This is a genomic window from Polaromonas sp. P1_F2, from assembly GCF_056405735.1.
The window spans coordinates 718,439-733,011 of the sequence record NZ_JBFUBN010000001.1 but is presented as its reverse complement, the minus strand read 5'-3'; the positions used below and the strand labels follow the sequence as shown (position 1 = coordinate 733,011).

9 protein-coding genes are annotated in these 14,573 nt (G+C 63.8%); 6 read left to right on the top strand and 3 right to left on the bottom strand.

The annotated features are described in order from the left end of the window. Window positions 1-151: 151 nt before the first annotated feature. The 4 genes from carA (at window position 152) to AC1D0O_RS03595 (ending at window position 5,646) form a co-directional block, all read left to right on the top strand. The gene (gene carA / locus AC1D0O_RS03610) at window positions 152-1,333 is read left to right on the top strand and encodes a glutamine-hydrolyzing carbamoyl-phosphate synthase small subunit (RefSeq protein ID WP_477652176.1); all 1,182 of its coding nucleotides are present in this window, start codon (window positions 152-154) and stop codon (window positions 1,331-1,333) included. Beyond that, window positions 1,326-4,556, top strand: a complete 3,231-nt coding sequence (gene carB, locus AC1D0O_RS03605; protein WP_436154250.1) for a carbamoyl-phosphate synthase large subunit — start codon at window positions 1,326-1,328, stop codon at window positions 4,554-4,556. Before carA ends, carB begins: the two co-directional genes overlap by 8 nt. 144 nt (window positions 4,557-4,700) lie before the next feature. Then, window positions 4,701-5,177: a transcription elongation factor GreA gene (greA, locus tag AC1D0O_RS03600; RefSeq protein WP_477652175.1), complete on the top strand. Its 477-nt coding sequence runs from the start codon at window positions 4,701-4,703 to the stop codon at window positions 5,175-5,177. Between the two features lie 10 nt (window positions 5,178-5,187). Further along, the gene (locus AC1D0O_RS03595) at window positions 5,188-5,646 is read left to right on the top strand and encodes a DUF4149 domain-containing protein (RefSeq protein WP_477652174.1); all 459 of its coding nucleotides are present in this window, start codon (window positions 5,188-5,190) and stop codon (window positions 5,644-5,646) included. Between the two features lie 10 nt (window positions 5,647-5,656). Here the strand turns inward: AC1D0O_RS03595 and folD are convergent, their stop codons facing one another. The 3 genes from folD to AC1D0O_RS03580 form a co-directional block, all read right to left on the bottom strand. Further along, window positions 5,657-6,502 carry a bifunctional methylenetetrahydrofolate dehydrogenase/methenyltetrahydrofolate cyclohydrolase FolD gene (gene folD / locus AC1D0O_RS03590; RefSeq protein WP_477652173.1) on the bottom strand — a complete coding sequence of 282 codons (846 nt, stop codon included), beginning with the start codon at window positions 6,500-6,502 and terminating at the stop codon, window positions 5,657-5,659. An 84-nt stretch (window positions 6,503-6,586) separates the two neighbouring features. Beyond that, window positions 6,587-7,213 (bottom strand): response regulator transcription factor, encoded by a 627-nt coding sequence (locus AC1D0O_RS03585; RefSeq protein WP_411877690.1) that lies wholly within the window; start codon window positions 7,211-7,213, stop codon window positions 6,587-6,589. Window positions 7,214-7,262: 49 nt separating this feature from the next. Further along, entirely contained in the window at window positions 7,263-9,830 is a 2,568-nt protein-coding gene (locus AC1D0O_RS03580; protein ID WP_477652172.1) for a PAS domain-containing sensor histidine kinase, read from the bottom strand. Between the two features lie 294 nt (window positions 9,831-10,124). Between AC1D0O_RS03580 and aceE the strand changes: the two genes are divergently transcribed. Both aceE and aceF read left to right on the top strand, forming a co-directional pair. Beyond that, window positions 10,125-12,860 carry a pyruvate dehydrogenase (acetyl-transferring), homodimeric type gene (aceE, locus tag AC1D0O_RS03575; RefSeq protein ID WP_477652171.1) on the top strand — a complete coding sequence of 912 codons (2,736 nt, stop codon included), beginning with the start codon at window positions 10,125-10,127 and terminating at the stop codon, window positions 12,858-12,860. A 52-nt stretch (window positions 12,861-12,912) separates the two neighbouring features. After that, window positions 12,913-14,571, top strand: coding sequence for a dihydrolipoyllysine-residue acetyltransferase (aceF, locus tag AC1D0O_RS03570; protein WP_477652170.1), 1,659 nt, complete (start codon window positions 12,913-12,915; stop codon window positions 14,569-14,571). Window positions 14,572-14,573: the final 2 nt, after the last annotated feature.

Genomic DNA, 14,573 nt, shown 5'->3' with positions numbered 1-14,573 from the left:
CTTGTTCAGGCTATAATCAAGGGCTTTTCAAAACACAGCTTCGCCCGAGCGCATACAAAGCCACCACCCTCTCAAAAGCAGCCTGCAAGAGTCTTGACCGAGACGTTTCTTGTGCACGCTTGGGCGAACCGTAACCAACCCGGAGAACCCAGTGCTTTTGTCTCTACAGGGAAACACCCCTCACGCCATCCTGGCGCTCGCAGACGGCACGGTCTTTATCGGCAATTCGATTGGGGCCGCGGGCTCCACGGTCGGCGAAGTGGTGTTCAACACCGCGATGACCGGCTACCAGGAAATCCTCACGGATCCCAGCTACTGCCAGCAGATCGTCACCCTCACGTACCCGCACATCGGCAACTACGGCGTCAATGCCGAAGACGTCGAAGCTGAAAAAGTCCACGCCGCCGGCCTGATCATCAAGGACCTGCCGCTGCTGGCCTCGAACTTCCGTATGACGATGACCTTGTCCGAATACCTGGTCAAGGAAAACACCGTCGCCATCGCCGGCATAGACACCCGCCAGCTGACACGCCACCTGCGCACCAAGGGTGCGCAAAACGGCTGCATCCTGGCCTTGCCCGCGGGCGAGGCGGTGAGCCAGCCCGCGATAGAGAAAGCCGTCGCGGCAGCCCGCGGCGCCCCCAGCATGGCCGGCCTGGACCTGGCCAAGGTCGTCTCGGTCAAGCAGACCTACGAATGGACGCAGACCGAGTGGAAGCTGGGCGCCGGTTACGGCGTGCAGATTACGCCGAAATTCCACGTCGTGGCCTTCGATTTCGGCGTGAAGAAAAACATCCTGCGCATGATGGCCGAGCGCGGCGCGCGCATCACGGTGGTGCCGGCCCAAACGCCCGCCGCCGACGTGCTCAAGCTCAAGCCCGACGGCATCTTCCTGGCCAACGGCCCGGGCGACCCTGAGCCCTGCGACTACGCGATCACGGCGGTGCGCGAGTTGATCGAAACCGGCATCCCGACCTTCGGCATCTGCCTGGGCCACCAGATCATGGCGCTGGCCAGCGGCGCGAAGACCTTCAAGATGAAGTTCGGCCACCACGGCGCCAACCACCCGGTCAAAGACCTGGACAACGGCCGCGTCAGCATCACCAGCCAGAACCACGGTTTCGCGGTCGACGAGAAAAGCCTGCCCGCCAACCTCAGGCCCACGCACATCAGCCTGTTCGACGGCACGCTGCAGGGCCTGGCCCGCACCGACAAGCCGGCCTTCTGCTTCCAGGGCCACCCGGAAGCCTCGCCGGGCCCGCACGATATTTCATACTTGTTTGACCGTTTCACCGCGCTGATGGAACAGGCTGGGGAGAAAAAGAATGCCTAAGCGCACAGACATCAAGAGCGTCCTCATCATCGGCGCCGGCCCCATCATCATCGGCCAGGCCTGCGAATTCGACTACTCCGGCGTGCAGGCCTGCAAGGCCCTGCGCGAAGAGGGCTACAAGGTCATCCTGATCAACAGCAACCCCGCCACGATCATGACCGACCCGGCCACCGCCGACGTCACCTACATCGAGCCCATCACCTGGCAGACGGTCGAGAAGATCATCGCCAAGGAGCGGCCCGACGCCATCCTGCCGACCATGGGTGGCCAGACCGCGCTCAACTGCGCGCTGGATCTCTGGCACAACGGCGTGCTCGACAAATACAAGGTCGAGCTGATCGGCGCCAAGCCCGAGGCTATCGACAAGGCCGAAGACCGCCTGAAGTTCAAGGACGCGATGACCAAGATCGGACTGGGCTCGGCCCGCTCCGGCATCGCGCACAGCATGGATGAGGCTTGGGCGGTGCAGAAGACCGTCGGCTTTCCGACCGTGATCCGCCCCAGCTTCACGCTGGGCGGCACCGGCGGCGGCATCGCCTACAACTCCGAAGAGTTTGAAGTCATCTGCAAGCGCGGCCTCGAAGCCTCGCCCACCAACGAGCTGCTGATCGAGGAATCGCTGCTCGGCTGGAAAGAGTATGAGATGGAAGTCGTGCGCGACACCGCCGACAACTGCATCATCGTCTGCTCCATCGAAAACCTGGACCCCATGGGCGTGCACACCGGTGACTCCATCACGGTGGCGCCGGCCCAGACGCTGACCGACAAGGAATACCAGATCCTGCGCAACGCCTCCCTGGCCGTGTTGCGCGAAATCGGCGTGGACACCGGCGGCTCCAACGTGCAGTTCTCTATCAACCCGGTCGACGGCCGCATGGTCGTGATCGAGATGAACCCGCGCGTGTCGCGTTCCTCGGCGCTGGCTTCCAAGGCCACGGGCTTCCCGATCGCCAAGGTCGCTGCCAAGTTGGCGGTGGGCTATACGCTCGACGAGCTGCGCAACGAAATCACGGGTGGCGCCACCCCCGCGAGCTTCGAGCCCAGCATCGACTACGTGGTCACCAAGATCCCGCGTTTCGCGTTCGAGAAATTCCCGGCCGCCGACTCGCGCCTGACCACGCAGATGAAATCCGTGGGCGAGGTCATGGCCATGGGCCGGACCTTCCAGGAGTCTTTCCAGAAAGCCCTGCGCGGCCTGGAGGTCGGCGTGGACGGCATGAACGAAAAGACCCAGGACCGCGAAGTACTCGAGAAAGAACTCGGCGCCCCCGGCCCTGACCGCATCTGGTATGTGGGCGATGCCTTCGCCCAGGGCATGAGCGTCGACGAAGTCTTTGCCCTGACCAAGATCGACCCCTGGTTCCTCGTGCAGATCGAGCAGATCGTCAAGATCGAGCTTGAACTCGAAACCACCTCGCTCGACAAGATCGACGCCGTCACGCTGCGTGCGCTCAAGCAAAAAGGCTTTTCCGATCGCCGCCTGGCCAAGCAGCTCAAGACCACCGACACGGCCATCCGCGAAAAGCGCCGCGCGCTGGGCGTGCGCCCGGTTTACAAACGCGTGGACACCTGCGCCGCCGAATTCGCGACCAACACCGCCTACATGTATTCGACCTACGAGGCCGAAGGCAGCGAATGCGAAGCCGCGCCCACCGACAAGAAAAAAATCATGGTGCTGGGCGGCGGGCCCAACCGTATCGGGCAGGGCATCGAGTTTGACTACTGCTGCGTGCACGCGGCGCTGGCCATGCGCGAAGACGGCTACGAGACCATCATGGTCAACTGCAACCCCGAGACCGTCTCCACCGACTACGACACCAGCGACCGCCTGTATTTCGAACCGCTGACGCTGGAGGACGTGCTCGAGATCGTTGACAAGGAAAAGCCACTGGGCGTGATCGTCCAGTACGGCGGCCAGACGCCTTTGAAGCTGGCACTGGACCTCGAAGCCAACGGCGTGCCCATCATCGGCACCTCGCCCGACATGATCGACGCGGCCGAAGACCGTGAGCGCTTCCAGAAGCTGCTGCACGAACTCAAGCTGCGCCAGCCACCCAACGCCACGGCCCGCACCGAGCCCGAAGCACTCGAAAAAGCCGCCGCGCTGGGCTACCCCCTGGTCGTGCGCCCCAGCTATGTGCTGGGCGGCCGCGCCATGGAAATCGTGCACGAGCAGCGCGACCTCGAACGCTACATGCGCGAAGCCGTCAAGGTCAGCCATGACTCGCCAGTGCTGCTGGACCGCTTCCTGAACGACGCGATCGAATGCGACGTCGACTGCCTGCGTGACCCCGAAGGCCGCACCTTTATCGGCGGCGTGATGGAGCACATCGAGCAGGCCGGCGTGCACAGCGGTGACTCCGCTTGCTCGCTGCCGCCGTATTCGTTGAGCGCCGAAACCGTCACCGAGATCAAGCGCCAGACCGCGGCCATGGCCGAGGCGCTGACCGTAGTCGGCCTGATGAACGTGCAGTTCGCGATCCAGAACATTGACGGCAAGGACGTGATCTACGTGCTGGAAGTCAACCCGCGCGCATCGCGCACCGTGCCCTTCGTCAGCAAGGCCACCGGCATCCAGCTGGCCAAGGTGGCGGCGCGGTGCATGGTCGGCCAGTCGCTGGCCTCGCAAGGCATCAAGGACGAAGTCACGCCGCCTTACTTCAGCGTCAAGGAAGCGGTGTTCCCCTTCGTCAAGTTCCCCGGCGTGGACACGATTCTCGGCCCCGAGATGAAATCCACCGGCGAAGTCATGGGTGTGGGCAAGACCTTCGGCGAAGCCTTCGTGAAGTCCCAGCTGGGCGCGGGCACCAAGCTGCCGACCTCCGGCAAGGTCTTCCTGACCGTCAAGAACAACGACAAGCCGCGCGCCGTGGAAGTGGCGCGCGCGCTGGCCGCGCAGAAGTTCGAGCTGGTCGCGACCAAGGGAACGGCGGCGGCCATCCAGGCGGCGGGCATTGCCTGCACCGTGGTCAACAAGGTCACCGAAGGCCGGCCGCACGTGGTGGACATGATCAAGAACAACGAAATCGCCTTGGTCATCAACACCGTCGAAGAGCGGCGCAACGCGATCACCGATTCGCGCCAGATCCGCACCTCGGCGCTGTTGGCCCGCGTGACGACCTACACCACCATTGCCGGCGCCGAAGCGGCCGTGGAGGGCATGAAATACCTGGACAACCTGCCGGTGTATTCCGTGCAGGAGCTGCACGCCCAGTTGGCCTGAGAGCCTGGTAACCGGGGTTTTTCCCGGGCTATTTCCAGGTTGGGCCGGGCCCGATTTGCATTAAACTTGTTTCATTGAAATTTTGGATTCAAGCGCCGCCGCCAGGTGACTGGTGGCGGTTTCGCTTTTGCAGGAGCAAAAAACATGGCCACCATTCCCATTACCAAGCGCGGCGCGGAAAGCCTCAAGGCCGAGCTGCACCAGCTCAAGACCGTTGACCGCCCCTGGGTCATCAATTCGATCTCCGAAGCGCGCGCCCAGGGCGACCTGAGCGAAAACGCCGAATACGACGCCGCCAAGGACCGCCAGGGTTTCATCGAAGGCCGCATCCAGGAAATCGAAGGCAAGCTCTCCGCCGCGCAGATCATCGACCCGTCCGAGCTGGACGCGGGCGGCAAAGTGGTGTTCGGCTCGACCATCGAACTGGAAGACGAAGACACCGGCGACAAGGTGACCTACCAGATCGTCGGCGAAGACGAGGCCGACATCAAGCAGGGCCGGGTCAACATCAGCTCGCCGATCGCGCGCGCGCTGATCGGCAAGGACGAGGGCGACACCGCCGAAGTCCAGGCGCCGGGCGGCATCAAGCGCTATGAAATCATCGCGGTGATGTACATCTGAGCTTCCGTTGATGAAGCAGCGCTTCAATGTGATGGTGGCGGCCCTCTGGTGGGGCAGCCTGACAGCTTTGGGTTTTGTCGTCGTTCCTATGCTGTTCGCCAACCTAGGCGCGCCCGCTGCGGCCGGTGCCATGGCGGCCAAGCTCTTCACCGCGCAGACCTGGCTCAGCGCGGGCTGCACCATGTTGCTGCTGGTGGTACTCAATAAGAAGGACGACGCCACCCTTGCGCGGCAGGCGCAGGCAGTCATGAAATTTGTCGTGGCCGGCCTGCTGCTGGCCTTGCTGGTGGAGTTTGGTATCGCCCCGCGCATCGTCAGCGCACGTGCTGAAGGCGGCAACCTCAAGCTCTGGCATGGCCTGGGAACAGCCCTCTACATCGTTCAGTGGCTATGCGCCGGCCTGGCGCTTTGGCGCCTGGCGGCTGTTGCACCCGCGCCGCAGGCTGACGAGCCGCCCGTCGCGGACTGAGAAAAAGCGCTCAACCGCGCTCTGCGGCCTCTAGTGTGTTGACCAGCAGCATGGTGATGGTCATGGGGCCGACACCACCGGGCACCGGCGTGATGTAGCCCGCGACTTCCTTCACGCCCTCGAAATCCACGTCACCGCAGAGCTTGCCTTCGTCGTTGCGGTTCATGCCCACGTCGATCACGACGGCGCCGGGCTTGACCATGTCGGCCGTCAGCACATTGCGCTTGCCGACGGCGGCCACGATCACGTCGGCCTGCAGCGTCATGGCCTTGAGGTCCTTCGTCGCGCTGTGGCAGACGGTGACGGTGGCGTTCTTTTGCAGCAGCATCAGTGCCATGGGCTTGCCGACGATGTTGCTGCGGCCAATCACCACGGCATGCTTGCCCTTGAGGTCGTAGTGGATGCTTTCCAGCATCTTCATGCAGCCGTAAGGCGTGCAGGGCCAGAAGCCCGGCTGGCCGACCATCAGCGCGCCGGCGCTGGCGACGTGAAAACCGTCCACGTCCTTGGCAGGCGAGATGGCCTCGATGACCTTGTGTGCGTCGATGTGGGCCGGAAGCGGCAGCTGCACCAGGATGCCGTGGATGGACGGGTCATTGTTGAGTGCGTCGACGCGCGCCAGCAGATCGGCTTCGCTGAGCGTGTCGGAATATTTTTCGAGCACCGAATGCAGGCCGTTGTCTTCGCAGGCTTTGACCTTGTTGCGCACATAGACCTGGCTGGCCGGGTTTTCGCCCACCAGCACCACGGCCAGGCCGGGCGTGATGCCGCGTGCGCGCAGGGCGGCGGCCCGCCGGGCGACGTCAGCGCGTAATTGTTTGGAGAGGGCGTTTCCGTCAATCAGCTGGGCGGTCATTTGAATCGGTTTCTCAAAGTAAAAACGCCCGTTGGTCCAATCAATACGGGCGTTAAGGCTATCAGGGGATAGCGGAAGAGGGAGTCAGGCTTTGGGCGCGTTGGACCCCAGGGCGATTTTGAGCAGGTCGGCCACGGTGTTGGCGTTGAGTTTTTCCATGATGTTGGCGCGGTGTGCCTCCACCGTCTTGATGCTGATGCCCAGGTCGTCGGCGATCTGCTTGTTGAGGCGGCCCGCCACGATGCGCTCGAGCACCTGGGCTTCGCGCGAGGTGAGCTTGGCCAGCAGGGCGTCGCGGCTGGCGGACTGCTGGAATTCGCTGAAGGCCTCCTTGGCCTGCTCCAGCATGCGCTCGACCAGGTTGACCAGGGCTTCTTCCTGGAAAGGCTTCTGGATGAAGTCCATCGCGCCTTTTTTCATGGTGTTGACCGCCATGGGCACGTCGCCGTGGCCGGTGATGAACACGATGGGCAGCGGCGACTTGCGCTCGACCAGGCGGTCTTGCAGTTCCAGCCCGGTCATGCCGCCCATGCGGATGTCGACGATCAGGCAGGCCACTTCGCGCGGGTCGTAGCGGGAGAGGAAAGTTTCGGCGGAGTCGTAGCAGCGGACGCGGTAGTCCTTGCCTTCGAGCAGCCACTGCAGCGAGTCGCGCACGCCCTCGTCATCATCAACGACGTAGACGGTACCTTTTTTGGGAATCAAGCTCATGCCAAACTTTCTTTCGTGAACTTCTCAAGAGACGGTTCTTGAAGGGTTTTCAGTGAACGCCTGCGTTCCTGGCTGCCGTGTTGTCGCCGGCTGGCGCCGTCGGCAAGAGCAGGGGTGTCACAGGGATCCAGAAGGTAAACCGGCACCCCACCACTTCGTCCCCATTGTAGAGGTTCTCGGCCTCCATTCTTCCCTGGTGGGACTCGACGATGCTGCGGCACAGCTTCAGGCCAATGCCCATGCCTTCGGCCTTGGTGGAATAGAAGGCTTCATAGAGCCGGCCCATGACTTCGGGCGACAGGCCGCGCCCGGTGTCGAGCACCGAAAACTCCACCACGGCCTGGTCTTCAATCTGCTTGGGCACCACGCGCAGCTCGACGCTGCGGCGCGCCGTGGGCAGGTGCGCCTGCTCTATGGATTCGGCCGCGTTTTTCATCAGGTTGATCAGCACCTGCTCGATCAGGATGGGGTCCACCATGATTTCGGGCAGGCGGGCCGCGATGTAGTGGCTCAGGCGCACATGGTGGCGGCGCAGTTCGATGTCGGCCAGCTCCATGGCGTTGCTGACCATGGTGGCCACGTCGGCCGCCGTGCGGTTGGGTTCGCTGCGTTTGACGAAGGAGCGTATGCGCTGGATGATCTGCCCGGCGCGGTGCGCCTGCTTGGCGGTCTTGTCCAGCGCGATCAGCAGGTCTTCATTGCTGATCTGCTTTCCCTTGATGCGCGACACCATGCCGTTGCAGTAGTTGTTGATGGCCGTGAGCGGCTGGTTCAGTTCGTGCGCCACGCTGGAGGCCATCTCGCCCATGGTGATCAGGCGGCTGGCGGTCTGGGCCCGTTCGTTTTGCTGGGCGGCCTGTTCCTCGGCATGGCGCCGCGGCGTGATGTCGGTGGCGATCACCATCTGCGCCAGGCGGCCGTCCACCCACGTGAGGTAGCGCGAACGCACTTCCAGCCATTTGCTGAGCTCGGGCACAAAGATTTCGGCGTTTTCCGTTTGCGCCGCCGTCAGCGTATCGGTCGGAAAGCCGGCCAGGCCGTCGACCGCGTCCAATGTGTCGTCGGTAGGCACGGCGCTGGGCACGCCGGCCTGCGCGATCAGGTTCAGGTGGCCCGACACCTCGCCGCCGAACCAGGAGCGGTAAAGCTTGTTGGCGAACAGCAGTTCCTCGCTGCCCAGCGGCGCCACGGAGACGGCCGCATCCAGCCCCTCCAGCACTGTGGTGAAGCGCTCATAGGAGGCGGTCAGTTCCTCGCGGATGCGCTTGGGCTCGGTGATGTCCGTCATCGAGGTCATCCAGCCGGTCTGCTGCCCGCGGGGGTCTATCAGCGGCGACACATACATGCGGGCGTCGAAGATCTGGCCGTTTTTGCGCTTCACGCGCACCTCAAAGCCGCCCGGCGGCGTGCGGCCGTGCAGCTCGTCGTCCAGCCGCTGCATCAGGGTGTCGATCTCGCCTTCCGGCCAGTGCGGAAACGGCGGCGTGCGGCCCACCAGGTCGCCTTCGGTCAGGCCCGTCATCTGGCAGAAAGCCGGGTTGACGTAGGTGATGCGGCCCTGCAGGTCCAGCGCGCGCATGCCGGTCAGCATGGAGTTTTCCATGGCGCGGCGGAAGTTGGTCTCGGAGATCAGCGCCTGCTGGGCCTGCACGCGGCGGCGCGTGTGGCGCCAGGTGCCCAGCAGCATCCACACCGTGAGCGCGCTCAGGGCGCTGACCAGCCAGAAGAAGCCGCTGCCCACCACACCCAGCGAGGTGCGGTAGCCCTCGGCGCGTATCAGGAGGCCGTTGCCGACCGGTGAGACCGGTATCTCGTATTCGGCCGCGCCGTCTGACCAGGGCAGCAGCCGGGCCGCGGGATTGCGCGGCGGCGGCAGGTTGCCCGCCAGCACCTGGTTCTTGTCGTCGATCAGGGTTACCGCATATTTGGCCGTGACCTCGGTCGGCACGCCAAAACGCAGCAGGCCGTCGATGGAGTACTCGCCCATGATGACGCCGGCGAATTTTCCCTGGTCGTCCAGCGGCACCTGCAACTGCAGGGTGGGCGCGTTGTAGCCGCTGGCTTCCTTGGCCGCCAGCGGGCGTGAATACACCGGCTGGCGCAGGTCCCTGGCGAGGTCATAAGTGCCGTCGGTCTCGCCTACCTTGAGCTGTTCGCCCGCACCGCGCAACTGGCTGGCGTTGGCACTGGGCGATACGTAGGCGACCTTGATGCGCCGTTTGCTGTCCACCCAGGTCACCGCCATCAGCTCGGGGTACTGGTTGACCAGCGATTCAGCCTGGGTGATGAACTCCTCGGTGTCGATTTCCTTGTTCGATACATCGCGGCCTATGCGCATGAGCTGCTCCTGCCGCTCCAGCAGGCGCAGGCGCAGGCGCTGCTGGGCGTATTCCACGTCACGCTTGACGGCTTGCTGCTCACGGTCGATTTCCTCAATCCGCAGGTAGCCGAAAGCGGCGATCACGGCCGCCAGGAAAAGCACGACGGCCAGCAGCGGGCCCAGCGTGATGAAACGGTCCTGGCGCGACGGCGACTGCCGGCGCCACCAGTGGCGCCACAAGGCCAGGGGAGCGGGATTGGCCGCGATGTCGGCGGGGGCGGGGGCTTGCTGGGTCATAAGAGGAAGGGTGCAGTTTAAGGGAGATGCCCTCCGCGTAGCTGGGTTGACCCTGATCGTTTAAGGTGAAGCGAATCACCCTCAATGCGACGTATGCTTACTTTTAAATTTCTTAATGTGAAATGACTAAGCACTATTTGAAATTATGCGAATATTGTGGGAAACTAGAGACTTGAATCTAATTTGCGTTTACAACACGCTTAGACCCAAGTTGGAACAGGCTCTGTGCGCGGCTCGACAAGAGGCCGTAGCGCAGGTTAACAAAGCTCTATCAGGCTACTCAGGAGACAAAAAATGGCTGCCAATCCCACCCAAGCCGGCGACAACTTGCGCGCCGCCGCCAACGACGCACTGGACAAAGACAGCCAGGAAACCCGCGAATGGATGGACGCCCTGTCCGCCGTGATCGAAAGCGAGGGCCCGGAGCGCGCCCATTTCCTGCTCGAGCAACTGCTGGAGCATGCCCGCCAGAAGAGCATCGACATGCCTTTCTCGGCCAACACCGGCTACGTCAACACCATTGAGACCGACCAGGAAGAGCGCTCGCCCGGCAACCTCGAGATCGAGGAGCGCCTGCGCGCCTACATGCGCTGGAACGCCATGGCCATGGTGGTCAAGGCCAACCGCCTGCATCCCGCCGACGGCGGCGACCTGGGCGGCCACATCGGCTCCTTCGCCTCGCTGGCCAGCCTGTTCGGCGCCGGCTTCAACCATTTCTGGCATGCCGAGAGCACTGAACCGGGTAAAGAACACGGCGGCGACTGCCTGTACATCCAGGGCCACGTGTCGCCGGGTGTTTATGCCCGCGCCTACCTCGAAGGCCGCCTGACCGAAGAACAACTGCTCAACTTCCGCCAGGAAGTCGACGGTAAGGGCCTGTCCAGCTACCCGCATCCCAAGCTGATGCCCGAGTTCTGGCAGTTCCCCACCGTCTCCATGGGCCTGGGCCCGCTGATGGCGATCTACCAGGCGCGTTTCCTCAAGTACCTGCATGCCCGCGGCATCGCCAACACCGAAAACCGCAAGGTCTGGGCCTTCCTCGGCGACGGCGAGATGGACGAAGTCGAATCCATGGGCGCCATCGGCCTGGCCGCGCGCGAAAAGCTCGACAACCTGGTCTTCGTCATCAACTGCAACCTGCAGCGCCTGGACGGCCCGGTCCGCGGCAACGGCAAGATCATCCAGGAACTTGAAGGCGAGTTCCGCGGCGCCGGCTGGAACGTCATCAAGCTGCTCTGGGGCAGCAACTGGGACCCGCTGCTGGCCCGCGACAAGGACGGCGCGCTGCGCAAAGTCATGATGGACACGCTGGACGGCGACTACCAGGCCATGAAGGCCAATGACGGCGCCTACGTGCGCAAGCATTTCTTCGGCCAGGACCCGCGCACGCTCGAGATGGTCGCCAAGATGAGCGACGAGGACATCTTCAACCTGCGCCGCGGCGGCCACGATTCGCAAAAGGTCTATGCGGCCTTCCACAAGGCCGTCAACCACAAGGGCCAGCCCACCGTCCTGCTGATCAAGACCGTCAAGGGCTTCGGCATGGGCAAGATCGGCGAAGGCAAGAACAACGTCCACCAGACCAAAAAACTGGCCGACGAAGACATCAAGGCCTTCCGCGACCGCTTCAACATCCCGATCCCCGACAGCCAGCTGGCCGACATCCCCTTCTACAAGCCGGCCGAAGACACGCCCGAGATGCGCTACCTGCACGAGCGCCGCAAGGCTCTGGGCGGCTACCTGCCGCACCGCCGCGTCAAGGCCGACGAGCAGTTCACCGTGCCCGCGCTGGAGACCTTCAAGTCGGTGATCGAGCCCACGGCCGAAGGCCGCGAAATCTCCACCACCCAGGCTTATGTGCGCTTCCTCACGCAGCTGCTGCGCGACCAGGCCCTGGGCCCGCGCGTCGTGCCCATCCTGGTCGACGAAGCCCGCACCTTCGGCATGGAAGGCCTGTTCCGCCAGATCGGCATCTACAACCCCGACGGCCAGAAGTACACGCCGGTCGACAAAGACCAGGTGATGTACTACAAGGAAGACAAGCAGGGCCAGATCCTGCAGGAAGGCATCAACGAAGCCGGCGGCATGAGCAGCTGGATCGCGGCGGCCACCTCGTACAGCACCAACAACCGCATCATGGTGCCGTTCTACGTGTACTACTCGATGTTCGGCTTCCAGCGCATCGGCGACCTGGCCTGGGCGGCCGGCGACATGCAGGCGCGCGGCTTCCTGCTGGGCGGCACCTCGGGCCGCACCACGCTCAATGGCGAAGGCCTGCAGCACGAAGACGGCCACAGCCACATCCTGGCCGGCACCATCCCCAACTGCATCAGCTACGACCCGACCTTCGCGCACGAAGTCGGCGTCATCCTGCACCACGGCCTCAAGCGCATGGTCGAGAAGCAGGACAACGTCTACTTCTACCTCACGCTGCTCAATGAAAACTACGCCATGCCCGGCCTCAAGCCCGGCACCGAAGAGCAGATCATCAAGGGCATGTACCTCTGCAAGGAAGGCGCCAAGCTCACGCCGCGCGTGCAGCTGCTGGGCTCCGGCACCATCCTGCGCGAGTCCATCGCCGCGCAGGAACTGCTCGAAAAAGAGTGGGGCGTCGCCGCCAACGTCTGGAGCTGCCCGAGCTTCAACGAACTGGCCCGCGACGGCCAGACCGCCGAACGCTGGAGCCTGCTGCACCCGGCCGAAAAAGCCAAGGTGCCGTTTGTGGCCGAGCAGCTTGAAAAGCACACCGGCCCCGTCATCGCCTCGACCGACTACATGAAGGCCTACGCCGAGCAGATCCGCTCCTTCATCCCCAAGGGCCGCACCTTCAAGGTGCTGGGCACCGACGGTTTCGGCCGCAGCGACTTCCGCAGCAAGCTGCGCGAGCACTTCGAGATCAATCGCCATTACATCGTCGTGGCGGCCCTGAAGGCGCTCAGCGAAGAGGGCACGGTGCCCGTCGCCAAGGTGAGCGAAGCCATCAAGAAGTACGGCATCAATGTCGACAAAATCAATCCGCTTTACGCTTGAGTTAAAACCCTGACGTAGACGCCTGAACGCCTGAAGCAAACGGAGACAAGATATGGCAGTGGTAGACATCCAAGTTCCTGATATCGGGGATTTCGACGAAGTGACGGTGATCGAATTGCTGGTCAAGCCCGGCGATACCGTCAAGGCAGAGCAGTCGCTGATCACCGTGGAGTCCGACAAGGCCTCCATGGAAATCCCTTCCAGCCACGCTGGCGTGGTCAAGGAACTGCGGGTCAAGCTCGATGACAAGGTCAAGCAGGGCTCGGTCGTGCTGACGCTGGAAGTGGCGGGCGCTGCCGCCGCCCCAGCACCTGCCGCTGCTCCCGCGGCCGCAGCCGCGGTGCCGGCGGCAAGCAAGCCCGCCGCCGCGCCGGCGCCGGCGCCTGCCGCCGCACCTTCCGCTTCCGGCCCGGTCGAAGTCCGCGTGCCCGACATCGGCGACTTCAAGGACGTGTCCGTCATTGAGATCCTGGTCAAACCCGGCGACACCATCAAGGCCGAGCAGTCGCTGATCACCGTCGAATCCGACAAGGCCTCGATGGAAATCCCGTCGTCCGCCGCCGGCGTGCTCAAGGAGCTCAAGGTCAAGATGGGCGACGTCGTCAACATCGGCGACCTGCTGGCCGTACTCGAAGGCTCTGTTGCCGCCAGCGCAGCGCCCGCCGCCGCACCGGCGCCCGCAGCCGCTGCGGCACCTGCCACGGCATCCGCGCCTGCGCCTGCCGCCGCACCCACCGCCAGTCAGCCTGCCCACGACCCGACCACCGCCCCTCAGGGCAGCCTGCCGCATGCTTCGCCCTCGGTACGCAAGTTCGCGCGCGAACTCGGCGTGCCGCTGGCCGAAGTCAAGGGTTCGGGTCCCAAGGGCCGCATCACGCAAGACGACGTGCAGGCCTTCACCAAGTCGGTGATGGACGGTAGCGTACGCACCCAGGCGCAGGCCGCCAAGGCGCCCGCGTCTTCGGGCGGCGGGGCAGGCCTCGACCTGCTGCCATGGCCCAAGGTCGACTTCACCAAGTTCGGCCCGGTCGAGCGCAAGGACATGTCGCGCATCAAGAAGATCAGTGGCGCCAACCTGCACCGCAACTGGGTGATGATCCCGCACGTCTGCAACCACGACGATGCCGACATCACCGAACTCGAAGCCTTCCGCGTGCTTATGAACAAGGAAAACGAGAAAGCCGGCATCAAGATCACCATGCTGGCCTTCCTGATCAAGGCCTCGGTCGCCGCGCTCAAGAAATTCCCTGAGTTCAACGCCTCGCTCGACGGCGACCAACTGGTTCTCAAGCAGTACTACAACGTCGCCTTCGCCGCCGACACCCCCAACGGCCTGGTCGTCCCCGTCATCAAGAACGCCGACCAGAAGGGCATCGTGCAGATCTCGCAAGAGATGGGCGAGCTCGCCAAGAAGGCGCGCGACGGCAAGCTGAGCCCGGCCGACATGTCCGGCGCCTGCTTCACGATCTCGTCGCTGGGCGGCATTGGCGGGCGCTACTTCACGCCCATCATCAACGCGCCTGAAGTCGCCATCCTGGGCGTCTGCAAGAGCTCGACCGAGCCGGTCTGGGACGGCAAGGCCTTCCAGCCTCGCCTGATGCTGCCGCTGTCGCTGAGCTGGGACCACCGCGTGATCGACGGCGCCGCCGCCGCGCGCTTCAACGCCTACCTGGGCCAGATCCTGGCCGACTTCCGCCGCGTCCTGCTGTAAAC